The organism is Chitinophaga sp. 180180018-3 (assembly GCF_037893185.1).
Taxonomy (GTDB): domain Bacteria; phylum Bacteroidota; class Bacteroidia; order Chitinophagales; family Chitinophagaceae; genus Chitinophaga.
Genome location: NZ_CP140772.1, coordinates 2,205,861 through 2,230,988 on the forward strand (window position 1 = coordinate 2,205,861; position 25,128 = coordinate 2,230,988).

Genomic DNA, 25,128 nt, shown 5'->3' on the forward strand with positions numbered 1-25,128 from the left:
GTATTATAAAACCGTTTTCTCAGCCGGTTTTTTACGTATGATCAGTGAAATAATAGCGGCTATCACAAAATAAAATATGATGCCTTTCAGGAAATCCATGAATGATTTGGCCAAACTTACGTTGAAATTTGTTTTGCTCAGTTCATCCAGTTGTTTGTCAATTTCTTCCTGAGGCGCTTTAAACATACGTAACGCCTTTTCAGTACTTTCCAGTATATATTGTTTCATTGCATCCGTCAATTGCGGATCAATGAATTTATATAAGACAAACTGATAGATGTTGATAATGGCACAGCCAATGATAAAGGTGACAAATACAGGCTTTAGTACGTCCTTAAAACTTGCCAAACCACCATGTCGTTTTCTTAATTCGAGCCCGGCAAATATAGCAAACACAATAAAAACGGCCATCTGCAGCAGACCATTCCACCAGGCAAACAGTATAGCCGGCCCGGCAATATAAGTGATCACATTCAACAGGACCAATACGATCCCACCCAATATACCCCATTTAATGCCTGGATTAGCAGTCTTTTCCATATAGGTTATTTATTAATGTGAAAAACGGGTCCATTCACAGTGGCATACACCTTTCCTTTCAGCTGCTCGCCAATATACGCTGAATTTTTGGACCTGGAGGCGATATGGGCTTCCGTGAACTGCCAGCCGGCATCCGGGTCAAATACCGTGAGATTGGCGGCGGCTCCTTCCTGCAGCGCTGGTTGCGCCAGACCAAAAATCTTACGTGGCTGGGTGGTCAGCATATTAATCAGCTGTTCCAGCGGCAGCTGGGGCAGGTATTGTCTTAATACGCCGAAAGCGCTTTCCAGCCCGATCATGCCATTTTTGGCATATTCGAACTCCAGCTGTTTGGCATCCCAGTCCTGAGGCAGGTGATGAGTGGCAATACAGTCAACGGTACCGTGGAGCACTGCTTCCTGCAAAGCTTTTACATCGTCTTCGCTGCGCAGCGGAGGATTTACTTTCAGGTGGGTATCGTAGTTAATGAGTTTTGCATCGGTGAGCGACAGGTGATAGGGGGTTACAGAGCAGGTCACTTTAATGCCGGCAGCTTTTGCTGCAGCGATGAGTGCTACTGACTTACGGGTACTGATGCCGGTAAAATGTATGCGGGAATCGGTGTACCGCGCCAGTTCCAGGTCGCGCTGAATGATGAGTTCCTCTGCCAGTGCTGGTTTGCCGGGCATCCCCAACCGGGTGGAATAGATGCCCTCGTGCATGAGCCCGTGTGCAGAAACACTCTGATCATCAGGTAATTGTATCAATGTGCCATCGAAAGCCTTGATGTATTGCAGGGCTTTGAGCATAAGTCCGGGCGATTGAATCGGTCTGATACCATCAGAGAACGCCACGGCGCCCGCCTGCTGCATTTCATACATTTCCGCCAGACCGGTTCCTTCCAGGTTTTTGGTAGCGGCACCAATAGGCAGCACCGTAGCCGCGGCATGGCGCGATTTGCTCAGAACGTATTCGATCTGCGGTTTGGTGTGCAGGGCGGGTTGTGTATTGGGAATGACCATTACAGTAGTAAATCCGCCTGCGGATGCAGCCCTGATTCCACTTTGCAGGTCTTCTTTGTGTTCCTGGCCCGGATCACAAAAATGAGCGAAAACATCCATCCAGCCGGCAGATACATGCAGATTGCTGCCTGAAATGACCGTAGCGTGGGCATCTTCCAAATGATCAGCCACCTGGTGAATAATGCCGTTCTGAATAGAAATATCTTTTTGCTGCCCGTGCAAAGGGGAGGAAGGAGCGATGATCTTAACGTTCTTGAGTAATATGTGCATGCTTTACATTCTATACCTGTCCGAAAATACAGGGGCAAATGTAACATAAAACTGTTAATTGTTGATGACTGTATACCCGACTTTTCGGATAGTTGTTCAGGTTGGTATGATAATTGAAAATGCAGGGGTAGCAGATCAAAAAGGACAACAGATGCATGATTATCTTATTAACCTCGTAGCCCGGATATGTGACCGCTCGGAGGAACTGCATAACGGCCAGACTATCAGCTGGCAGGCCCTTCGGGAGGCAGAACGGATTGCTAATCACGCCTATATCCCTTCACTGTATCAGTATATTGATCAGGAACCCGATAAAGATAAACGTAAAGCAGCTTGTTTTATCATTTCCCAGATCTCCAAAAATACCAGTGATCCTGAAGTAATCCGCTTTTTACTCGACCGGCTTAAAATTGAGCAGGATGCTGATATTGTAACTGCTATCCAGCAGAATCTGGAAACAGGCCTGTCTATTCCCGGTTATATTAACCTGGAGCCGTTATTTAATAATGCGCTTTCCATTAATAATAATGTAAGACGCTCGGCGCTGCTGGCGCTCAGGCGTACCAGTAACCCGTCGGTGGAAGAGTGGGCATTGACCCTGTTAAAGCGTACCGTTAACGAATATGATATCTATTATATAACACTGCTGCTGAGCAAAGTAGGCACCCAGAAAAGCGTATCAGCTCTGCGCAGGCTGCTGGAATATCACCGGCAGGATGTAAAAAGCCTCGCATTTGCGGCGATCGCGGATATAGAAAAGGAGAAAGAAGCCATGTTCTATATGCGATGCCTGCAAAGAGGACAACTAAAATTTGAAGCAATGGAGGCCATTTATAAGTATGCAGATGAAAATGCCATACAGGCCGTTACTTCGAGGATCACGGAATTGCTTTCCAAAAGAAGAAGCAGCGCACGCACCACGATTGAAACAGTAAAGAACGGCTTCACAGACCTCATGCTGGGTATGGAGTTCCTGTTCCGCTTCCGCACTGCCAAATCCGACGTTCGCAAGACCTTTTCCTGGATCACCGAAAAAAGATCCGAATATTTGTTACCCCAGGAACAGGAGTGGATTAACCGGAATTTGAGAATTACGAATTAGGAATTACGAATTAAAGAAGAAGACCTAAGCGAATAATATCTTGCTATAATATTATCCGCTTAGGTCTTCTTCTTTAATTCGTAATTCGCAGTTCCTATTTTGTAATTCTTTAATTTCGTTTCCCAAAAAACCAACATGAAGAAAGCTTTCCTAGTACTGCTGACAGGCTGGATAGTGAGCGGATGGTCTTATTCCTATGCCCAACAACGCCAGTATACGATGGCCGAAGCCACAAATGGGCTCCGGCAACAATTGGCGCCGGAACGATTGAAACAGTTCGACTGGGTACCCGGGGAAGATGCCTATACCACTGTTGTTTCCAGAGACGGGTCATGGGCTTGGGTGAAAAAAACACTTCCGGCCGGAACGGAAGTTACTTTGTTAACCCTGGACGACCTCAATAAACAGTTATTCCAGGACAAAGCATTGCACGGTTTGCCACAACTACAGTGGATTTCAGCCAATACCGCCTGGTTTGGACTGAGTAACCTGTTGTTTAAAGGCACATTGCAGAATGGCAGCATGCAGTTTAGTAAATGGTGCGAACTACCGGCTGATGCGGAGAATATTACCGTTAATCAGCAAAGCGGGCAAGTGGCATGGACAGAAAAGAACAACCTGTTTGTACGTACTGCTGAAGGAGCTGTACTTGCGGTGACGAACGACAGCGACGAAAATATTGTGAACGGTAAAACCGTACATCGGGAAGAGTTTGGGATCGACAAGGGAATATTCTTTTCCCCGAAAGGTGATCTGCTGGCGTTTTACCGGATGGACCAGCGCATGGTGAACGATTACCCGATCATCGACTGGTCTGTAGTACCGGCAAAGAGTCATAATATCAAGTATCCCATGGCTGGCGGCAAATCCCACGAAGTGACCCTGGGTGTATATCAGCCGCTGACACAGAAAACGGTGTTCCTGAAAACCGGCACACCGGCAGATCATTACCTGACCTGTGTAACCTGGGCGCCCGACCAGCAGTCTGTTTATATCGCAATCCTCAACAGGGAACAAAATCATCTGTGGCTGAATCAGTACAGCGCTATTTCAGGAGAATTGGTAAAAACACTGTTTGAAGAAACAGATCCTAAATATGTACATCCTACTCATCCGCTGACATTCCTCCCTGATCATCCCGATCAGTTTATCTGGCAGAGCGAACGTAGCGGATACAATCATCTTTATCTCTACAATACCAAAGGGCAACAATTAAAACAAATAACACAGGGAAACTGGGAGGTGAATGAACTGATTGGTTTCAACAGCGCTAAGAAAGAAGTAGTGTTCACTGCGTCGAAAGAAGGACCGATGGAGAAGCATGTTTATAAAGTGAGCTACCAGGGTAATGAGAAAACGGCTGCAACTGCGCGACTGGATGATGCGGCCGGCTGGCACGACGCTAAATTGAGTAGCACAGGAGGCTATGTGCTGGATGTTTATAGTTCCGGTACAACTCCGTATGTGGCACGTGTACAAAGTCTGAATGGCAAGTGGGAGAAAGTTGTATTAACTTCCAGAGATCCGCTGAAAGATTTTCAGCGTCCGGAGGTAAGACAGTTAACGCTGAAAGCAGATGATGGCACCCCATTGTATGGCAAACTGATATTGCCGGTGAACTTTGATTCTACCAAAACCTATCCGGTAATAGTATATCTCTACAATGGTCCGAATGTGCAGCTGATTCGTAATACCTATCCGTTTAGTGGCAATTTATGGTATGAATATATGGCTCAACACGGATATGTGATCTTTACCATGGATGGCCGCGGCAGCGACAACCGGGGGATGGCATTTGAGCAGGCTACCTTTCATCAGCTGGGTACTGTAGAGATGAACGATCAGTTGCAGGGAGTTGCTTATCTGAAATCTCTCCCGTATATCAACCAACAAAGAATGGGTGTACATGGCTGGAGCTTCGGTGGCTTTATGACCACATCGCTGATGCTGCGGCATCCGGGTGTATTTAAGGCCGCAGTGGCTGGTGGGCCGGTTATCGACTGGAGTATGTATGAAGTGATGTATACAGAAAGATATATGGGCACGCCTCAGTCGAATGCTGAAGGATATAATAATGCCAACCTGCTCACCAAAACGAAAAGTCTGCAAGGGCACCTGATGCTGATCCACGGTACAAATGATGATGTAGTGGTATGGCAGCATTCCATTGATTTCCTGAAAGCCTGTGTGGATAACGAAGTACAAGTAGATTACTTTGTATATCCCGGACATTTGCATAATGTTCTCGGCAAAGACAGGACTCACCTGATGCAGAAAATAACGGACTATTTCGAGGCAAATCTGAAGTAGCTGAAAGCGCAGACAGATGGGTGGTACAACATTAATTGAAAAAAGACTGAAAAACGGCTTTACGCAAACGCTTGCGCTGATAACGCAAGCGTTTGCGTTATGATAATGTTAAAAAAATCACGTAGAATCGTTGTACAATTAATCAGAAAACAGATTTAAGCCCGAAAAGCAGCAATCATAGACAGCGAACAATGAAGTCGAGTAACCTGCCACGGTGAAGCACTGTGGCAAGGTTGCCGATAAGAAGATATTAACGGTGATGTATCACCAGTTGTGACTCCATTACAGAGCGTTTGTAATCATTCAACGCCTGCTCTCCATTCAGAATAGATAACAGTATATTGGTGGCTGCCTGCCCTTGTTCATAAGGAAATTGCTCAACAGAAGCAGCAGGAGGGAATGCCGTATACCCGCTTACCGGTGTATTGGCGTAAGATACAAAAGTTATGTCTTTATTTATTTCCAGTTTTTGTTGAAGTGCATATTGCACGGCATCCATTGCTACGTAGTCGTTGAAAGTAACGATAGCAGTAACTTTTCTTTTCAGCGACAGCAGGTATTCCATGGCCGCTGCGGTGCCGGTGGCAGTAAGGTCGGCGTTTACAATGAGCTTAGGATCGTATTTAAGGCGATGTTTCCGAAGGGCCTGTATGTAGCCGGCGGCGCGTTCTTTGCTGGCCACCATAGTTTCGGGGCCATTGATCATACCGATTACCCGGTGGCCTTGTTTTAATAAGAAGTCAACCGCCTGAACGGTGCCGGATTCCAGGTTACAGGACACGGCGTGTATATTGGGCAGGTCCGGTATACGGTCGAAGAAAACGACCGGTATGCGGGCTTGCCGTAGCATTTCGAAATGTTCGTAATTACTGGTATTCTTACCGATAGAAACAATGCAGCCGTCGACCCGGTGTTGTTTCATACTTTGAATGATCTGTTTTTCGCGGGCCTCATCATCGTGCGACTGGCCGAGTAATACCGTGTAATTGTTGCTGTAGGCGGTATCTTCAATACCACTGATAGCGCTGGCGAAAAAAGCTTCAGATAGTTCGGGTAGCAAAATGCCGATAGTGAAGGTTTTGCCCTGTTGAAAGTAGATAGCAGTCTGGTTACGTTCATAGTTCAATTCGGCGGCGAGCGCCTTCACCCTTGCTTTAGTCCTTAACCCGATACTATGATGGTCGTTCAGGGCTCTTGAAACAGTGGATACAGAGATGTTCAGCCTTTTTGCAATTTCCTTTATTGTTGGTTGACCTGAAGAAACCACCTTTCTCATACATTTCAGCAATTAATAGAAAACAGATACAGCGTATACTCTGGTGGACAAGTTACTTAGATATTACAAAACATTAGTTTTTTTTTATTGATAAACCTATTTTAATGACATCTATTTGATTTTTCCCTGTCTTTTTAGTCAATGATTTTCAATAATTCTAACACTTTCCTAACGAACTCAGGAGCGGTTCGGCCTGTTATTTGCTGTAAAACAGTACCTTTCCATTGTTCCCACCAACAAAAAATTACATAAGAGAAATTTGTTAGATTATTAAAATGTATCATTTTATGAAAATTGCACAATTAGCCTTGCCGGTAGCTTTAGTGACCATTTTTGCGTCTTGTTCCGCGCCTCGCAAACTGCGTGAATCACAGGCCAGAAATGCACAGCTGGATAGCTTATACCGGGCTACCTATGGTAAGTTGAGATCCTGTGAAGAAGATGCTGCGCGGGCAGCTGCATCCTACAAGGAGAAGGTGACGAATTTACAGGATCAACAGCAACAGTTGAAGTCTAATAACAGTCAGATGCTGGAACATCTGAAGGAATTATCAGTCATCTCCAGCAGTCAGGCAGAGAGCATTAAGAAATCATTGGATAATATTGGTGCCAAGGATGCCTATATCAAAGATCTGCAATCAGCGATCGCGCGTAAGGATTCGCTCAATATGCAGCTGGTGATGAATCTTAAGGGGGCCATCGGCAACCTGGATGACAAGGATATTAATATCAAGGTGGATAAAGGAGTGGTGTATATTGATATTTCTGACAAGCTGCTTTTCAAAAGCGGAAGCTATGAAATTAACGAACGTGCAAAAGAAGTACTTGGTAAAGTTGCCAAGGTGTTGATGAACCAGCCGGATATTGAATTCATGGTAGAGGGGCATACAGACAATGTACCTTACAGGCCTAATGTATTACTGGATAACTGGGATCTGAGTGTGAAGCGTGCGACATCTGTAGTACGTATTCTTCAAAATCAGTATGGTATTCCGCCTGCCCGCATGACAGCCGCTGGCCGCAGTGAGTACGTGCCAGTTGCATCCAACGATACAGCGGAAGGAAAGGCTGCCAACCGCAGAACCAGGATTGTGATCCTGCCGCAGTTGGATCAGTTCTTTAAATTACTGGAGAAACCAGCGAATTAAGGAATTAGGAATTACAAATTACGAAATAGCCCGAAGACCTTAGCGAATAATGTTATTATCAATCGCTAAGGTCTTCGGGCTATTTCGTAATTCGTAATTCTTCTATTTTTTTCCTCCGAAAAACCAGGTTGCACTCAACATGAAATACCGGCTAAGTACAATGCCACTGGTTTGCTCAATATAAGTAGGAGCCTGGGCGACCACATATGTTCGGTTTTGCCGGAAAAGATCATAGGCATATAGTTTTAACAACAGGCTTTTAGCCGGGAGAACTGATTTAGAAAGCCAGCTGTTTACTATAGTATATTGCTGATGGGCGCTGGAGTTGCTGTTATAGGTGACGGAGGCGCCTATATTAAGGTCAAGTGGGAGATAAACGCTGGAGCTGAATGTACTAAAATAGACCGCTGTAGCAACCCAATTATTGTTTTGGATCGAATAGCTGTTGGTATAATATTGTAAGCCCATATCGGCTTTTAGTTCCAGCAATTTTTTGTATGTCCAGGAGCCACTCAACACCTGGTGAATATTGATGCTGCGGATATGATTGCGGAAGTAATTGATGTAAGAATTACTCTGGTTGTATAGCGCGGCCAACGTGTAATTTACTGTTAAGCCTGCCTGGGCAAAGCGTTTTCCGAGTACCATATTCTGATTGACTGTGAAATAGCCTTTTGTATTCACAGGCTGACTGATTTGTTTCCCGGTAGAATCAGAATAGACAGATCGTCCCCAGGAATTGTCGGGCAATTCGAGTATTGTCATGGCGGAGAATGCAAGACCCGTCAGACTGAAGGAAGCATAGGTAATATTCATGCTGGTAGAGACAACAGGGCGTAGCCCCGGATTACCAAGTTCTATGTAAAGTGGATTCGCTGTCGAAGAAACGGGCAGCAACTGGATAAGAGGAGGCAGACGTGTTTCCCGTGTGATGTGGGTACTGAGTGTTTTGTAGTTATCGATTTTGTAAGAGAGGTGAATGGTGGGCGATAAATAGTCAATGTTTTGCCGGTAAATTTGGGCAGCAGAATATACATCAATAGAGGACCTGATTATGTTATAAGAAAGATTGAGTTGTGCCTGCAATTTGGGGGTATTAAAAAATACGCCGGTGCTGACGTTGCCTTCATTGGTCTTGTTGTGTGAACCGAAGGTAAGTGAAGGCTGAACGATATCATATCCTTTTTTTACGTTATCAAAGTTAAGGGCCTCCTGATTGTTTTTAACGCTGTTGTTTGAGAATTTGGCACTACCGTTCAGGGTGAGATGATCATTGACAGGGCGCTGATAACTAATCTGTCCATTAAACTTGTATTCCCTGAAATGGAGGTTGATCAGCTGGTTGATGGAGTCGGTATATCCTGCATTAAATATTCTGTTCTGAGACATGTTATATTGTTCCTCTTTTACATTACCGTGTTCAAATGTAAAGTTGCTGATCAGCGTGCCGCGCTGGTGATTCAACCGCCTGGTATAGGTGGTGGTTACATTAAACCTGTTATCTTTTTTTTCGTTGCTGGTGTAACTGTTACCAAGATTAATAGTATCGTTGTGTAACCCTCCGAGAGAAAGAAAAGAAGACTTACTCTGGTAGCTACTCGGTGAGAATGTTCCCCGCAGGTCAACTGAAATCAGATCTTTATCGTTTGGCTGTATCGTGATACTGGAATAAATACTGTTATAAGTCATGACCCTTCTGGAACTACTGCTGCTATTGTATTCAAAGTTGCTGTCGGGGAGAATGTTGTTGCGCTGTTTCTGCATGTCCTGGTCCATGGCGTTATACAGGTGTGTAAAGTTGGTATTTACTTTTACCTTTTTGCTGATATCAAATGAGGCATTGCCCATAAAACTGCCGATGGTAGTAGGGCCGTGATTTGTTTCAGTTCTTGCGGCGTTTTCATCAACAGAAGAAGGTGCGCGGGGGGAGCTGATGTTATCAATGATACCGGAGGTGATCACCTGTTTATCTGTTCTGAACATATTGGCATTGATGGCGGCTGTATAGCGGTTATCTGTTCCCAGTCCTGCGGCGGCGCTGCCATTGATGCCTTTTTTCATACTTTGTTTGATGGTGATATTGATGACCTTTTCATTCTTACTGCCTTCTATCATGCCATCCAGGCCTTTTTTATCGGCCAGCTGGACCTTATCTACAATACCTGCCTGGAGGATTTCTGCTATTTTTTTAGGATCGCCGGAAGAGTTAGGAGCAGTTTGAAACACAGCCCGGCCATCAATATATAATTCATTAACCGGTTTCCCCTGAAAGAAATAATTCCCATCCATGTCGATGGTAAGCCCGGGAAGCTTCTGGAGCAGGTTTTTAAGGGATGCATTGGGCATTGTCTGGAAATCACCGGCAACAAATTCAACAGTATCTTTGCGGATATTGAATACAGGCCGGGGAATCTTTACATTAATGCTGTTTAATGTGATAGGATTGCGGAGCAGGCCTGTATTTTGGAGTGGAATAGTAGTTTCCTGTCTTCCTTTTTCTTCAACAATAACAGCAGCATGACCCGCAGTATATCCCATGAAGCTGATAACAAGATGATAATTGCCTGGCTTGAAATTATTGAGGACAAAATTACCGGCATCGTCAGATACTCCCCGGTCCTTTAACACCGACTGTTCACCATATAACAATATGGTAGCTCCTACCAATGGTTTCCTGGTTTCTTTATCATAGACGTGTCCCCTGATTTCTTTTTGGGCCAGAAGTTGCAGTGGAAGACCAACTGCCAGGATTAACATCAGTGTAAGAATGGTTCTTCCCATTGCGTAGATTTGGTTAATAACAATAAATAATTCATGGGTGCAATTATAATATGGGGTCTATTGCATCCTGTTAATAAATTAGAAATATTCTTATTATAAACTAACAAAAATCAATATTTGCATTTCATGGTTGGTATTGAGAATCAGAATATCAGGGTATTAACAAATGCATAACATTAACGATAAGATGACAACTACAGCTGTCTGCCCAACAATTCACGGTAAAAATTGTTGTTGGGTAAACTGAGAGTATAAAACCTGAGCCATGAGTACAACAACGCTGGTGAAAACCCTGAAGGACATGCTGCTGAATGCCAATGCGCATGTGACTTTCGCAGATGCGGTAAAACAGCTGCCGCCGGAACTGAGAGGAATACGACCCGAAAAGATGCCCTACAGTGTCTGGGAATTAGTGGAGCATATCCGTTTATCGCAGTTCGATATACTTGATTTTTCGAGGAATCCTGATTACAGGGAGCTGGAATGGCCGAAGGATTACTGGCCTAAAAGCAAGGCGCCGAAAGACGATGCCGCCTGGCAAAAGAGTATCGCACAGGTCGATGCTGATCTGCATACATTCATTGGATTACTGGAAGCGCCAGGGGTGGATCTGTTTAAGCCCTTTCCGCATGGCAATGGTCAGCACCTTTGCCGGGAGGCGGTACTGCTGGTAGATCATAACAGTTATCATACCGGGGAAATAGTAGCCGTGCGCCGTGCGCTGGAAGCCTGGCATTAAATACTTTTCCAGAGGCAGTCGGTAAACCAGTGCCGCCCGTCCGTGAACCGGGCCATCGGTTGAAAGCCAGCAAAGGTTGCCAGCTGGTCGGTTTCCTCGAGGCTGTATTTTTGGGATATTTCCATGTAAAGGGCTTCATCTTTCCGGAAGGAAACGGAAAAATGATCACCGATGTGTACGATCTGATCGGCAAGGCTGATAAGATAACTTTTACAGGCGCCTGTAGCAGGGTCGTAGGTAGGGAAGTGATCAAACTGGCGGAGGTCGAAATCGCCTTGCAGTTCCCGGTTGATACGAAGCAGCAGATTGAAATTAAAAGCCCTGGTGATACCGCCTGCATCGTTATAGGCATCCAATATTACCTGTGGATTTTTTTTCAGATCGAATCCGGTAAGCAGCATATCGCCGGGGCGCATGTATTGCCTTAGCTGTGCGCAGAAGCTTCTGGCTGCTCCGGTACTGAAATTGCCGATATTTGCGCCCATAAAAAGCAGTACTTTGTTGCGGGAGGTAATACGGTTGACTTCTTCCAGCATCTGGAAATATTCTCCATTGAGCCCGTGGACCTGCAGCCCCGGTAATTTTTCAGGCAGTGTTTTTTCCAGCTGACCAATAACGTTGGCGGAGATATCAATAGGAAAATACGTATAATCTACACCGTTATCCAGCAGTTGCCGGAGCAGGTGAATGGATTTAGTAGCATCTCCTGCTCCCAGTTCCACCACGTCGAAATGCCCGGTATTTACCTGCAAGGCAGCAGCTATCTGGCTTGCCTGGCTGCTGAGTATTTCCATCTCACAACTGGTCAGGTAGTATTCCGGGCATTGCATGATACGCTGGAACAACGCGTCGCCGGCGGTATCGTAGAAATATTTTGGATCCAGGTATTTTTGTGTGGCGGAAAGTCCACGTACTACATCATCGTAAAATGTGCCTGCGGCAACTTTTTGCCTGGCCGTGGCCTGCATGGTAGGAATTACAGTCATAATAACGTTTTGATGTTCAGAACCAGCTATATATTATCTCCTCGTTAGCGCTCAATCATCCTGCCAATCTTATCCCGGTAAACTGCCATCTCAGAGAAGGGTGGAAAAAATTGCGGTAAGTGATCCTGCTATGGCCCGGAGGCGTGGCCTCAGAGGCGCCCCGGAGTACCATCTGGCTAACCATGAATTTACCGTTATATTCTCCGATGGCGCCGGGTGCCTTTGTAAAACCAGGATAAGGAAGGTAGGCGCTTTCTGTCCATTCCCAACGCTGGCCCCAGGAAAGCTGAGGAGCGGCAATTTCCCATTCTGCTTCTGTTGGTAGCCGCGCTCCTTTCCAGGCCGCATAGGCGGCTGCTTCATAATAACTCACATGCGTAACGGGGGCATCTGGTACCAGTGGGCGCAATCCCTGCCAGGTATAGTGCATCCACTGGCCATTGATCTGATACCAATACATCGGCATCGTCACCTGGTTGTTTTTTACCCAGTCCCAGCCTTCTGCATGCCAGTACCTGAAATCCTGGTATCCGTTGTCTTTGATAAAGTCGAGGTAAGCCGCGTTGGTAACCAGTGACCTGCTTATCCTATAATCCTGCAGGTACACTTTATGCCGTCCCTTCTCATTATCGAAACAAAAATCATCTCCTTCAAATCCGATTTCATATATGCCTGCCCGTATATTTAACCATGGATCCGGCGGATTGTTCACCAGAGGAATATCTGCACGGGTTTCGTCGTATGGCGGAAACAAAGGATTATGCCCGAGGATATATTTGATGTCTGTGTACAGTAATTCCTGGTGCTGCTCTTCGTGGTTGAGCCCAAGTGTACATAAGGCCGCCAGTTCGGGCGACAACGGTTGTTCCAGGAATGACAGCATTGCTTCATCAACATGACGCCGGTAGCGCATGATATCTTCCACTGCCGGCCGGCTGAGATTGCCACGGTTGGTACGTATTACCCGTGCACCTACGGATTCGTAATAGCTGTTGAATACATAATTGTATTGCGGATCAAATACCGTATATCCATTAACGTTAGGAGTCAGTATAAAGGTTTCAAAGAACCAGGTAGTATGTCCGAGATGCCATTTGGGAGGGCTTACGTCTACTATTGGTTGTACAACATAGTCTTCTGTTTTGAGAGGGGCACAGATGTTTTCTGTTCTCCTGCGTACGGTTTGATATTGTTCTTTCAGTGACATGATTACTGGTGGTTTACATGATCTGTTAAGCCGGAAATACTTGTGATATGTAGTTTTTCCGCTTCTTTCCGCCGCATCATCAATGCGTAGGTATTATTAAACCCGATTGGTTTGAGCCATTTTATGCCGTATTGCTGTTCAAAGCCGGCGCTTACATAGTTATATACTTTCGCCGCATCGCTGATGATACTGTCTGTTACAACAGCGGGTGCTTTCAGTATCACCAGCAGGCCTGTACCTGTATATTCGGGGTACATATCTATCTGGTTGTTGGTGAGCGCATTGAACACAATTTGTGTACCTCCAAGCCCTGTTTTAGTTACTGCGGCCAGGTCGGTGTACCCTTCTATGAGAAATTTATATATACTGGCCAGGATATAACCATCGCCGAAAATTTTTGATCCTATACGTATACTGCCTTTGGTACCTCCGCGGGCAGGTTTCCATAAATGACGCGTTACCAGGAAATCCTTTGCCACGGTTTCCGGATTCTGTTTGAGGTAATCTACACGATAGTTCAGCTCAGTCATGATGCTGTCATTGATGGTACCAGACAGCATGTTAAGCACCGGTTCCAGTTCAGGATACTGTTGCAATGTGGCATTCCTGACGATGGGAGCCGCGTAATAGGGAGGGAATATATGTTTATCATCTTCCAATACTACCAGATCAAACGCTTTTACCCGGCCATCGGTACTGCTTCCGCTTATTACGTCCAGTTTCTTCTCGTAGGCGGCTTTGTACATGATCATATCGCTGATGACGAGTGTGCGTATATGCATGCCGTATACCGATTTCAGGCCGAGGTATCCGTCTTTTCTACCCATGAATTCCGGCGTGAACCCGGCCAGCATTTTTCCGTTATAGGTATCCGGCAGGAGATAAAAGGAGGAGAGCAGCAGGAAGATAAGAGGCAGTGCTATGGTAGCTTTACGGGCTTTGCGTATGTTCACGTGCTGGATAAGCGACAGCAGCCAGTCGAACAATACGGCGAGCAAGGCCGCCGGAATAGCGCCAGCCAGCATCATATTCGTATTGTTGAGCGCGATACCTCCGAAAATAAATTCACCAAGTCCGCCTGCGGCAATATATGCAGCCAATGTCGCAACGCCTACATTGATAACTGTAGCGGTTCGGATTCCTGCCAATATAACGGGCATGGCAAGTGGGATTTGTACTTTTGTGAGTAGTTGCCATGGGCTCATACCCATTCCGGTAGCGGCTTCTGTAATATTAGGATCAACGCCCTGTATTCCTGTGTATGTGTTGCGGATCACTGGGAGTAGTGCATAAAGGAACAGTGCTATGATGGCGGGTTTGGGGCCTATGCCCAGTAGTGGGATCATAAATCCCAGCAGGGCAATACTCGGAATGGTTTGCATCACACCTGCAAAACCCAGTACCGGCGCGGCCAATTGTTTCTTCCGGGAAATAAGGATGCCTGCCGGCACACCGATAGCGGTTGCCAGCAATACGGAAATAAACGTGAGCCCGGTATGTGTAAGAGTTTGCTCCAACAGCTTGCCCGACTGCTGGTGTACAAAGCTCCAGAGCGTTTCATTGGTTTCCATATACCTTTTCCTTTTTACGGGCTATCGCTTCCATGAGTCCGTTACTGTCAATTACTTTTTGTTCATCCTGCCATGTTACCATAACCGGCTGGCCGTCAGCTGCGGCTAATACTTCCCAGCAGGTATGATGCGCATGCAGCTTTTTCTCCGCCACAGCGCCGGTATCGCTCAGCGCAGCCCAGATGTCGCTGATGCGGAGTGCTTTCAGTTCGAGCTGGAGCCGTTGCTGATCGAAGAACAATTTTACAAAATTGTTGGCGGGGTGGAACAACAGATCGGCTGCAGTTCCCAGTTGCTGTATCCTGCCTTCATTCATCAGACAAATGCGGGTGCCCAGTTCTACGGCTTCTTCCACATCATGTGTAACCAGTACGATGGTCCGGTTACTGAGTTCGTCCAGTGCACTGAATTCTTTTCTGACGCTGATACGGGTAAGCGGATCGAGTGCACCAAAAGGCTCGTCCATCAATAGCACCGGGGGATCGGCCGCCAGCGCCCGTGCAAGACCTACGCGCTGTTGTTGTCCACCGCTGAGCTGCTGCGGATAGGCGTTTGCGTAAGTATCTGCCGGAAGATGTAGTTTATCCATCAACGTTATAGTGCGCTGCCTGATGCGGGCTTTGTCCCATTTCAGTAATGAAGGTACCAATCCTATATTTTCACTGACGGTGTAATGCGGGAAAAGACCGTTGTTTTGCAATACGTAACCGATATTTCGCCGGAGCTGTTCCGGCGCCAGTGCGGAGGTATCTTTGCCATGGAGGAAGATATGTCCTTCGTCTGGTTCCAGCAGCCGGTTGATCATCCGTAAGGTAGTGGTTTTGCCACATCCGCTGGTGCCCAGCAACACAAGGGTTTCTCCTTCCTTTACTTCAAAGGAAATATCATTGACGGCCTTTGTATCCGGACCAAATTTTTTGGATACATGCTCCAGTTTGATCATTCGCTTTATGGGATATGTAGAAAAAACTGCTCATTATGAAGCCGTTTTTTCCAGTGTCATGAACAGATTATTTAATGATTCCGCATACAGTGGATGTGCAAATACCATGTCTCGGATCTGCGACGCAGTAATACCGCCCATCATAGCCATTTGCAGTATCGACATGATCTCTCCGCCTTCTGCTCCCAGCACAGCTGCCCCCAGGATGGTATCGTTGTGGGCGTGTACCAGTGCCTTCATAAAGCCGGCTGTCTGCCCGGTTTCTATGGCTCTGGCAACCCTGTCCATACTCAGTGTGGCAACTTTTATGGGTATACCTTCCTGCCGGGCCTGTTTTTCGGTAAGACCGATACGACCCAGCTGAGGATCTGTGAATACGCAGTAGGGTACTTGTCTGCCTGCAATTGACAGGCCGGTATTTCCGAAAAGGTTTTTATAAATGATAAGATGATCGTTATAGGAGATATGAGTAAAAGCCGGACCGCCTTTCACGTCGCCCATGGCGAAGATCCCCGGAGCAGTGGTTTCCAGCCGGTCATTTACCTGTATATATCCCTGCTCGTTGGCCAGCACATTTGTATGCCACAGTTGCAGTGCAGCTGTTTGAGGAATGCGTCCGGTGGCCAGCAGGAGATGTGTGCCCGTAATTTTTCCACGATTGGCGCCGGTTTCGATATCAGCATATATTTCTTTCCCATCCAGGCCCACCCGTGTAACGGTGGTTCCGGTGTATATCCGCATGCCTTCTGATTCCAGTGATTTTTTCAGTACCGCTGCCACATCAGGATCTTCCCGTGGTATCAGTTGCAGGGAACTTTCCAGGATGGTAACGTTACTGCCTAAACGCTGATAGAGCTGTCCCATTTCAAGTGCAATGTAACTTCCGCCGAGTATCAGCAGGTCGCGCGGAACAGTTACTTCATCCAGCAATGAAGTAGAGGTGAGCCACGGTATTGTATCCAAGCCAGGAATGGGAGGAATAAAGGGCGCTGTACCGGTATTGATGAAAATATGTTCTGCAGTCAGCAATGTTTCTTCATTTTTTTGTCCGGTTACCCTGATAGTTTTAGGCCCTGTAAAAGCAGCTGTTCCCATAAAAACCGTCACATGTCCGGAGCGAAGGCGCCGGGCAGTACCTTCCCGGAATGATTCTACGATATCATTTTTCCGGGAAACGATGAAGGGCAGATTAACGCTAAAGCCGTGAGTGTGGATACCCCATTTTTTGCTGTGTGCTACAGTATATGCAACTTTGGCGCAGGCGATCATGGCTTTGGTAGGAGTACATCCGTCGTTGATGCAGGTACCGCCCAGGTAACGTTGTTCAATGACAGCAGTTTTCCAGCCTTTTTCTTCCAGTTTTCCGGCCAGCGGGTTTCCAGCCTGACCAGATCCGATGATAATAGCGTCAAATTTCTGCATACGGATAGCTTTAAGTAACAGGGCGAAAGCTTATATTATGGGAATGTACCAAAAATTTGTCAAATAAACCGGCAGGTGTTGGGCTGCCGTGGTCGGCAATTATTCTGTATCTTTGCGGCTGCAAAAAAATGATCTTTTGGTTAAGATAGATAATATCATACTGCCTGATTTTCCTTTGTTACTGGCTCCTATGGAGGACGTCAGCGACCCACCTTTCCGTGCGGTATGTAAAGATGCGGGAGCAGACCTGATGTATACAGAGTTCATTTCCAGCGAGGGGCTGATCCGGGATGCCATCAAGTGCAGGAGGAAACTGGACATTTTCGAGTATGAGCGTCCGGTGGGGATACAGATTTTTGGCGGGGATGAAGATAGTCTGGCGATGGCTGCCAGGATAGTGGATGTTACGAGTCCGGATCTGCTGGATATCAATTTTGGATGTCCGGTGAAGAAAGTGGCTGGAAGAGGAGCGGGAGCAGGAGTGTTGAAAGACCTGGATCTGATGGTGCGTTTAACGGAGGCCTGTGTGAAAGCGACCCGGTTGCCGGTAACGGTTAAAACCCGCCTGGGATGGGATGAAAACTCGAAGAACATCGAGGAGGTGGCAGAGCGCCTGCAGGATGTAGGGATCAGGGCTTTATCTATCCACGGCCGCACCCGTTGCCAAATGTACAAAGGAGAGGCCGACTGGGAGTTGATTGGTAAAGTAAAGAATAACCCGCGTATCCATATTCCGATTTTCGGCAATGGAGATATTAATAGTCCGCGGAAGGCGGTGGAGTACAAGAACCGGTATGGGGTAGATGGCATTATGATAGGCCGTGCAGTGATAGGGTATCCCTGGTTGTTCCGGGAAATCAGGCACTATGTGGAAACCGGTGAGATCATGGCCGGACCTACCCTGGAAGAACGTATTGCTGTTAGTAAAAAGCATCTGCGCCTGTCGGTTCAGTGGAAAGGGCCGGTACAGGGGATCAACGAAATGCGGGGTTGCTATGCCAACTACCTGAAAGGACTTCCCGATATCAAGCAATTCCGCAGCCGCCTGGTAACACTGAAAACAGTGGAAGAAGTAGAAGCCGTACTGGATGAGATCGAAGCATATTACAAAGGGATAGAACTGGAAAATGCTCCGATCGAGTTGGTCGACTACCATCAGAAATGTCCTTTGTAAATTGGAAATTTTATGATATAATGAAACTTATTATGAATTTGTTTTGTTATATCATAAAATTCGAATGATGCTCAAAATTCCCGTTTTTGCTTTATTAACAGCCAGTTGCCTGTCAGGCCTTTTTTCCTGTAATCCGTCTCCAACCAGGGTTCCCGAACCCGATAGTACCGCCACCTCCGTTGCAGGTACCAATGCCAACGACTTAGACTATGATGATCAGCGCCAGATCGAGAAAGTAGTACTTGGTTTTTGTGAAAACTTTGATAAAGGTGATTTGCAGAAATGTGTGGAATTTATGGATGATAGTATCCGTGGGCATATCGACGGGGTTAAACTGAAAGGAAAACAACATTGGACCACCAAAATTGATTCTCTGCTGGCGAGTATCAAAAATACCCATTACCAGACCCGGCATATGATCACCAATATGCAATTCTTTCCTGAAGCAAATGATACCGTAAAAGTGAGTATGTATGCCTCGTGGATATGGACGGATCTCCTTTCGGGGGAAATACAGCTGATGTCGGTCGGATATTATAAGGGAAAGCTGGTGAAGAAGAAGGGAAACTGGCTGATAGCGGTGTTAAATTCGTTGCCGGACAGCCGTTTGGTGAAGCAATATTTTTATAAGGATATTGAGGCCGACAGAAAAGATACTATTAATTAGACCATCGGTTTATCGCAATTATAAAAGAGGTGAAGGACCATGTCCTTCACCTTCTTATTTTATTTTGCCAGTACCTGGGCACTGACATTTTCCGGAACCACCTGGTAGCTCTCAAATGTGAGAGAGGCAGCGGCTCTGCCGGAGGAGAGTGTACGCAGCACGGTGATGTAACCAAATAACCCGGACAGTGGTACGAGTGCAGTAATAGTTTGCACCTGGCCGTTCATATCCATGAATCTGATCACTCCGCGCCGTCTGTTCAGGTCGCCGGTAATGACGCCGGTGTATTCTTCCGGCAATGTTACCGTCACCTTCATCATCGGTTCCAGCAAGCGTGGCGCAGCTTTGAGTGCCACGTTCCTGAAGCCGGTAACGGCAGCGTGCTCAAAATCCAGTGCGTGGGAGTCTTTTTCGTGGATAGCTCCATCCAGTAAGCGCACGCGCATGGACTTCACCGGGTAGCCGGCCAGTGCTCCGCTGAGCATAGCCGATTCGAAACCTTTGCTGACAGAGGGGATGAATTCTCTAGGAATGGCGCCACCCCTGATTTCGTTGATGAATTCAAGGCCGGTATTGTTTTCATCGCCCGGCGACAATTCAAATGCTATCTCCGCAAAGTTTCCGGAACCGCCGTTTTGCTTTTTGTATACTTCCCGGTGGGTAATGCTCTTCGTGAATACTTCCTTATATGCAATCTGCGGCTGTCCTTTATTGACATGCAGTTCATATTGGGTGGCCAGTTTTTCGAGCACCACTTCAAGGTGTAATTCACCCATACCCTGCAGGATCGTTTGTCCGGTAACGTTATCTACCGTAACGCTGAGAGTAGGATCTTCATCAAGCAACCTGCCAAGTGCTTCACCCAGCTTATCGTTATCTTTTGAAGATTGTGCCTCAATAGCGTAGCCGATCATTGGTTCGGGGAAGCTTATCTTTTCCAGTACAACGGGGTGTTCCGGATCGGCGAGCGTGTCGCCTGTTTTCACTTCCTTCAGTCCAACCACGGCGCCGATATCGCCGGCACTGAGCATATTGGCAGTTTCGTATTTGTCCGACATGATACGCAACAGGCGGCTGATCCTGACATTGCGCCCGGTGCGGCTGTTCCACAAGGTATCGCCGCTGTGTAACGTGCCCGCATATACGCGGATCAGGGTGAGTTTGCCAACGTAGTCGTCGCTGATGATTTTAAACGCCAGCGCAGCCACAGGAGCACTTTCAGTTACCGGTATCTGCACCGCATTATCACTATCAGGAGCGCTGGCATGTACCACACCTACATCTTCCGGAGAAGGCAGGAGGGCTGCAACTGCGTCGAGCAATGGTTGTATGCCTTTATTCCTGTAGGCAGATCCTGCGAACACGGGAACAATTTCCATGCGGATCACCGCCTGCCTCAGGGCAGTATATATGTTGGCTGCCGTAATGCTTTCAGGCGCAGATACGTATTGTTGCAGTAGGAACTCATCGAGCAGCGACAGCTCTTCCAGCATCTGTTTCCTGGCGGCCTGGGCAGCCACCTGCAGGTTGGCAGGTATTTCTACTGTATCGAACGTTTTGCCGTCGTCTGTGTTCCAGAGTAATGCTTTCATGGCAATGAGGTCGATCACGCCATGAAAATCGTCTTCGGCGCCGATCGGTAATTGCACCGGAACAGCATTAGCGTTCAGGCGTTCCCGTATTTCGGCAACAACGCGATGGAAGTCGGCTCCCTGCCGATCCATTTTGTTGATGAACGCGATGCGTGGTATCTTGTAGTGATCTGCCTGGTGCCACACTGTTTCAGACTGAGGTTGTACGCCGGAGCGTGCACAGAACACCGCAATGGCGCTGTCGAGCACACGAAGAGATCGTTCCACTTCTGCCGTGAAATCAACGTGACCGGGCGTGTCAATGATATTGATCTGCCAGTTGTTATTATTATAGGGCCAGTAGGTAGTGATGGCGGCGGAAGAAATGGTAATACCTCGTTTTTCCTCCTGCGGATCCGTGTCCATTACCGTATTGCCATCATCCACATTACCTAATTTATGAGTGAACCCGGTGAAGTAAAGCATGCGTTCCGTAAGGGTCGTCTTACCTGCGTCTACATGGGCCATGATTCCTATATTTCTGAAGTTCGTCGAACGTTTCATATATCGTTATTTAAAAAGATGGGAATAAAAAAGGCCTCCCGGTAATGAGAGACCTTTGCAAACAGCAACAGGATACCCTGCATTACCTTGTTAATGCGGTGTCAATGCTTTGATAATAAATTTCCTGTTGCAGTGCATGATAATAGTTTTAATTGAATGAAAATGTGGGGTTGGTGGGGGAAGCAAATAAAAAGGCCTCTTCGGATGAAGAGGCCTCACGAAAATATTTCGCAGTTATATATTAACCTCTCATATCCGGGACAAATATGCCTCCCCGTCTTGAATTAAGACGATGCGGGTACTTGCAATTACCGCTCTGATAACGGTATTTGCGCAATTGCCTGCATGGTATGTGAGATACTTTTTCATATAAGAATGATTTTGCGACGCAAAGATACGACGTTTTCAATTAAAAACAATAGCCGGATCAATCCTCCGTGAGCACGGCGAACAGCCGGTCGATATCACCTTTGTTGTTAAAGAAATTCAGTGCCACTGTTAGTTGATCATTTTTATACCGGGCTGCAATGTTGTTTTTCTCGAGCCGGGCATATTGGACGGGAGTAATTGCCAGCCGTTGTATCGCCGACTGGTGTTGTGGTGCAAAAGCGGAAAGTACGGCGATGTTATTCGCCGCCGCTCTTTCCCAGAGGTAGCTGATCAGTTCATGTATGTAGGATTCGATGTCAGCAATACCAATGCGGTGAATATACCTCAGCGCTTCTCCAAGCAGGAGAATATTAATGAATGGAGGTGTTCCTGTTTCAAATACCCGGGCATCTTTTTTAGGTGTAAAAGTGGTATAGTCTTTCACCGACTGAAAATCCGGCATTTCGTATTCCACATTATGCCAGCTCAATACCGTTGGCGGATATTTATCGAGCACGCGCCGGGAAACATACATAGCGCCTGTGCCATATCCTGCTGTCACCCATTTATAGGCGTGGAAGATGAGTATGTCGATGTTATATTCCTGCACATCAATCGGGTTGACACCAAAGGACTGGGTAGCATCCACAATGTGTATCAGGCCATGTTGCTTACAGATCTCACCGATCTTTTTCAGGTCCTGGCGGAAGCCGGTGCGGAACATTACATGGCTGGTGATGAGGATTTTTGTACCTGGTGTGATAGCTGCTTCAATGGCTTCGGGTGTAATAAAGCCGGTACCGTCGTTATCAACATAATGCAGCGTATGACCGTTATGTATCCAGCCAACAAAGCTGGTGGGAAATTCATCACGCATGGTGATGATTTCATAATGCTGTGGAAACATGCCGTACAGCAGCGTCATCGCATGGGAAGTGCTGGTGATGAAAGCGATTTCGCTGGCTGTGGCATGGATGATGCCTGCCAGCAGTTCTCTGACCTCATCGGCCTGGTTGTCCCATCCGGGCATTACCATCCGTCCTTTTTCGCTGAGCTCTGTCAGCAGCGCGCCTGCTTTCTGCACCAATGGCGTACTTACCGGCCCACCGCCGTTCGTAAATAAATAAACACAATTTTCAGTAACCGGGTAATCTGCCCGTATCTTTTCCCATTTACTCATACTATTTTATTAATTTCTGTACGATAATAAACAAAATTAACCAGTGTGCCTCAGCTATGTGATAACTTGCAGAAACGTTGTGTTGTTTTTCATTTAATTTTCGGGTTTTGGCATGAGAAAGAAAAAAATAATCATCTTATCAACAGCTTTATTGGGGCTGTTCAGCGCAAATGCACAGGTGTTCAGAAAGCAGGATGCTCCTCTGAACGACCGGGTAAATGACCTGTTGCATACATTAACGCTGGAGGAGAAAATATCGATGTTAGGGTACAATAGTCCGGCTATACCGCGATTGAATATTCCTGCCTACAACTGGTGGAATGAAGCATTACATGGTATTGCAAGGGGAGGAGCAGCCACCGTTTATCCGCAGGCGATTGGTCTTGCGGCAACTTTTGATGCCCCACTGGCGAAGGAGGTGGCGGGCAGTATCTCCACAGAGGGCAGAGCAAAATATAACCTTGCAGTGGCGCAGCAACGGCATGTGCAGTACCTCGGGCTCAATTTCTGGACGCCCAACATCAACATTTTCCGGGATCCGCGTTGGGGGCGGGGACAGGAAACCTATGGTGAAGATCCGTTCCTGACAGCCGCTATGGCCGGAGCTTTCGTACAAGGGTTACAGGGAAACACACCAGGGCAGCTAAAAACAGCTGCCTGTGCCAAGCATTTCGCTGTGCATAGCGGTCCGGAGGCGGACCGTCATAGTTTTAATGCCGTAGTAGATGAGAAAGATTTGAGAGAAACTTACCTGTATGCTTTCAGAAAACTGGTGGGTGATGGTGTGGAATCTATCATGTGTGCTTATAACAGGGTGAATAGTCAGCCCTGCTGCACCGGCAATACCTTATTGCAGGATATCCTCCGGCATGAATGGAAGTTTGGTGGCCAGGTGGTAACAGATTGCTGGGCGCTGGATGATATCTGGGCACGGCATAAAACCATACCGACCCGGGAAGAGGTAGCTGCAGCAGCCATTAAAGCAGGTGTAAACCTGGATTGCGCCAACATCTTACAGGATGATGTACAAAAGGCTATCAACAAAGGCTGGCTCCGTCAGCAGGATGTAGATAGTGCACTGAGTGCCACCTTACGTACCCGGATCCGGCTGGGATTATTCGACGATCCTGCTTTGAGCCCGTACCGCACTTATGGCGCTGATAGTGTGAACAATGAATGGCATACCAGCCTGGCGCGTAAAGCTGCCAGGGAAAGCATGGTACTGCTGAAGAATGAGGGAATCCTTCCGTTGCAACGGGATAAATATGCTTCCATGCTGGTGGCCGGTTCCAACTCCGCTTCACTTGAAGCGCTGATGGGCAACTATCATGGTGTATCCGGCAACATGGTTACCTTTGCAGCCGGGCTGGCGAAAGCAGCCGGACCGGGAATGGCGATGCAGTACGACCAGGGTTGTGATTTTACAGATACCCTTCATTTTGGTGGTATCTGGGCTTCGCAGAATTGTGATGTAACTGTGGCGGTAATCGGGCTAACCCCACTGCTGGAAGGAGAGGATGGAGATGCCTTCCTGTCGGCCTCCGGAGGGGATAAACGTTCATTAAGCCTGCCACGTTCCCAGGTGTTGTTTATGCAGAAACTGCGAGCCGCACATAAGCATCCGATCATTGCTGTAGTGACCGCCGGAAGTGCAGTAGATGTGGCGGAGATTGCGCCTTATGCAGACGCGGTAATACTGGCCTGGTATCCGGGAGAACAGGGAGGAAATGCGTTGGCAGATCTGGTTTTCGGAGACTATAGTCCTGCCGGCCGTCTTCCTATAACCTTCTATACTTCTACCAGTCAACTTCCCGATTATAAGGACTATAGCATGAATAACCGCACCTATCGGTATTTCAAAGGAAAGCCTGAATATCCCTTCGGCTACGGGTTAAGCTATACGAAATTCAATTATGCCTGGAGTCAGGCGCCGGAGAAATCGTACCGCAATACTGATACAATTCGTGTACGCGTTGCCGTAAGTAATACTGGAGATTTCGACGGAGACGAAGTATTACAGGCATATATCACTTATCCAAACATGGAGCGGATGCCCCTGAAGGAACTGAAAGCGTTCAAACGTATTCATGTCAGCAAAGGAGATAAAACTGAAACCGTGTTGGAAATACCTGTATCCGAGTTACAGAAATGGGACCTGCAGCAACATGGCTGGAAGCTCTACAAAGGCAATTACAGGATCAATATAGGGAAGAACAGTGAGGAGTTTGTGCTCAGCAAGGAATTCTCTGTGAAGAATTAAGAATTGGGAATATGGAATTAAGAATGAGAGCGGAGATGTTAGCGACT

18 protein-coding genes are annotated in these 25,128 nt (G+C 46.9%); 7 read left to right on the top strand and 11 right to left on the bottom strand.

What is annotated here, in order from left to right; all coding sequences use genetic code 11:
- Positions 1-3: 3 nt before the first annotated feature.
- Positions 4-540 (bottom strand): DUF4199 domain-containing protein, encoded by a 537-nt coding sequence (locus tag UNH61_RS08960; RefSeq protein WP_326991745.1) that lies wholly within the window; start codon positions 538-540, stop codon positions 4-6.
- Between the two features lie 5 nt (positions 541-545).
- Complete coding sequence (locus UNH61_RS08965; RefSeq protein WP_326991746.1) at positions 546-1,811, bottom strand: dihydroorotase; 1,266 nt, start codon at positions 1,809-1,811, stop codon at positions 546-548.
- A 106-nt stretch (positions 1,812-1,917) separates the two neighbouring features.
- Here UNH61_RS08965 and UNH61_RS08970 point away from each other — a divergent pair, with 106 nt between their 5' ends.
- Both UNH61_RS08970 and UNH61_RS08975 read left to right on the top strand, forming a co-directional pair.
- Positions 1,918-2,913: a hypothetical protein gene (locus UNH61_RS08970; RefSeq protein ID WP_339071619.1), complete on the top strand. Its 996-nt coding sequence runs from the start codon at positions 1,918-1,920 to the stop codon at positions 2,911-2,913.
- 135 nt (positions 2,914-3,048) lie between these two features.
- Positions 3,049-5,223 (top strand): DPP IV N-terminal domain-containing protein, encoded by a 2,175-nt coding sequence (locus UNH61_RS08975; RefSeq protein WP_326991748.1) that lies wholly within the window; start codon positions 3,049-3,051, stop codon positions 5,221-5,223.
- Positions 5,224-5,473: 250 nt separating this feature from the next.
- Here the strand turns inward: UNH61_RS08975 and UNH61_RS08980 are convergent, their stop codons facing one another.
- Entirely contained in the window at positions 5,474-6,499 is a 1,026-nt protein-coding gene (locus UNH61_RS08980) for a LacI family DNA-binding transcriptional regulator (protein WP_326991749.1), read from the bottom strand.
- Between the two features lie 287 nt (positions 6,500-6,786).
- Between UNH61_RS08980 and UNH61_RS08985 the strand changes: the two genes are divergently transcribed.
- Positions 6,787-7,647, top strand: a complete 861-nt coding sequence (locus UNH61_RS08985; RefSeq protein WP_326991750.1) for an OmpA family protein — start codon at positions 6,787-6,789, stop codon at positions 7,645-7,647.
- Positions 7,648-7,749: 102 nt separating this feature from the next.
- Here the strand turns inward: UNH61_RS08985 and UNH61_RS08990 are convergent, their stop codons facing one another.
- Positions 7,750-10,428, bottom strand: coding sequence for an outer membrane beta-barrel protein (locus tag UNH61_RS08990; RefSeq protein WP_326991751.1), 2,679 nt, complete (start codon positions 10,426-10,428; stop codon positions 7,750-7,752).
- 265 nt (positions 10,429-10,693) lie between these two features.
- Between UNH61_RS08990 and UNH61_RS08995 the strand changes: the two genes are divergently transcribed.
- On the top strand, positions 10,694-11,167 hold the full coding sequence (locus tag UNH61_RS08995; protein ID WP_326991752.1) for a DinB family protein: 474 nt from the start codon (positions 10,694-10,696) through the stop codon (positions 11,165-11,167).
- On the opposite strand, the gene UNH61_RS09000 is transcribed toward UNH61_RS08995, so the two are convergent.
- Genes UNH61_RS09000 through UNH61_RS09020 form a run of 5 tightly spaced genes read right to left on the bottom strand, consistent with a single transcriptional unit; the run spans position 11,164 to position 17,296 of the window.
- Positions 11,164-12,153 carry an L-histidine N(alpha)-methyltransferase gene (locus tag UNH61_RS09000; RefSeq protein WP_326991753.1) on the bottom strand — a complete coding sequence of 330 codons (990 nt, stop codon included), beginning with the start codon at positions 12,151-12,153 and terminating at the stop codon, positions 11,164-11,166. The genes UNH61_RS08995 and UNH61_RS09000 overlap by 4 nt on opposite strands.
- Positions 12,154-12,208: 55 nt before the next feature.
- Positions 12,209-13,360 (bottom strand): ergothioneine biosynthesis protein EgtB, encoded by a 1,152-nt coding sequence (gene egtB, locus UNH61_RS09005; protein ID WP_326991754.1) that lies wholly within the window; start codon positions 13,358-13,360, stop codon positions 12,209-12,211.
- Positions 13,361-13,362: 2 nt separating this feature from the next.
- Complete coding sequence (locus tag UNH61_RS09010; RefSeq protein WP_326991755.1) at positions 13,363-14,931, bottom strand: ABC transporter permease/substrate-binding protein; 1,569 nt, start codon at positions 14,929-14,931, stop codon at positions 13,363-13,365.
- Positions 14,918-15,874: an ATP-binding cassette domain-containing protein gene (locus UNH61_RS09015; RefSeq protein WP_326991756.1), complete on the bottom strand. Its 957-nt coding sequence runs from the start codon at positions 15,872-15,874 to the stop codon at positions 14,918-14,920. The genes UNH61_RS09010 and UNH61_RS09015 overlap by 14 nt, the downstream gene beginning before the upstream one ends.
- A gap of 33 nt (positions 15,875-15,907) precedes the next feature.
- Positions 15,908-17,296, bottom strand: coding sequence for a mercuric reductase (locus tag UNH61_RS09020; protein ID WP_326991757.1), 1,389 nt, complete (start codon positions 17,294-17,296; stop codon positions 15,908-15,910).
- A 136-nt stretch (positions 17,297-17,432) separates the two neighbouring features.
- On the opposite strand from UNH61_RS09020, the gene dusB reads away from it, so the two are divergent.
- Positions 17,433-18,470, top strand: coding sequence for a tRNA dihydrouridine synthase DusB (gene dusB / locus UNH61_RS09025; RefSeq protein ID WP_326991758.1), 1,038 nt, complete (start codon positions 17,433-17,435; stop codon positions 18,468-18,470).
- Positions 18,471-18,537: 67 nt separating this feature from the next.
- On the top strand, positions 18,538-19,137 hold the full coding sequence (locus UNH61_RS09030; protein WP_326991759.1) for a nuclear transport factor 2 family protein: 600 nt from the start codon (positions 18,538-18,540) through the stop codon (positions 19,135-19,137).
- Between the two features lie 59 nt (positions 19,138-19,196).
- On the opposite strand, the gene fusA is transcribed toward UNH61_RS09030, so the two are convergent.
- Complete coding sequence (gene fusA / locus UNH61_RS09035) at positions 19,197-21,272, bottom strand: elongation factor G (RefSeq protein WP_326991761.1); 2,076 nt, start codon at positions 21,270-21,272, stop codon at positions 19,197-19,199.
- Between the two features lie 427 nt (positions 21,273-21,699).
- Positions 21,700-22,821 carry an aminotransferase class V-fold PLP-dependent enzyme gene (locus UNH61_RS09040; protein ID WP_326991762.1) on the bottom strand — a complete coding sequence of 374 codons (1,122 nt, stop codon included), beginning with the start codon at positions 22,819-22,821 and terminating at the stop codon, positions 21,700-21,702.
- Positions 22,822-22,933: 112 nt separating this feature from the next.
- On the opposite strand from UNH61_RS09040, the gene UNH61_RS09045 reads away from it, so the two are divergent.
- A complete protein-coding gene (locus UNH61_RS09045; RefSeq protein ID WP_326991763.1) occupies positions 22,934-25,081 on the top strand; it encodes a glycoside hydrolase family 3 N-terminal domain-containing protein in 2,148 nt (715 codons plus the stop codon).
- The last annotated feature ends 47 nt before the right edge of the window (positions 25,082-25,128 follow it).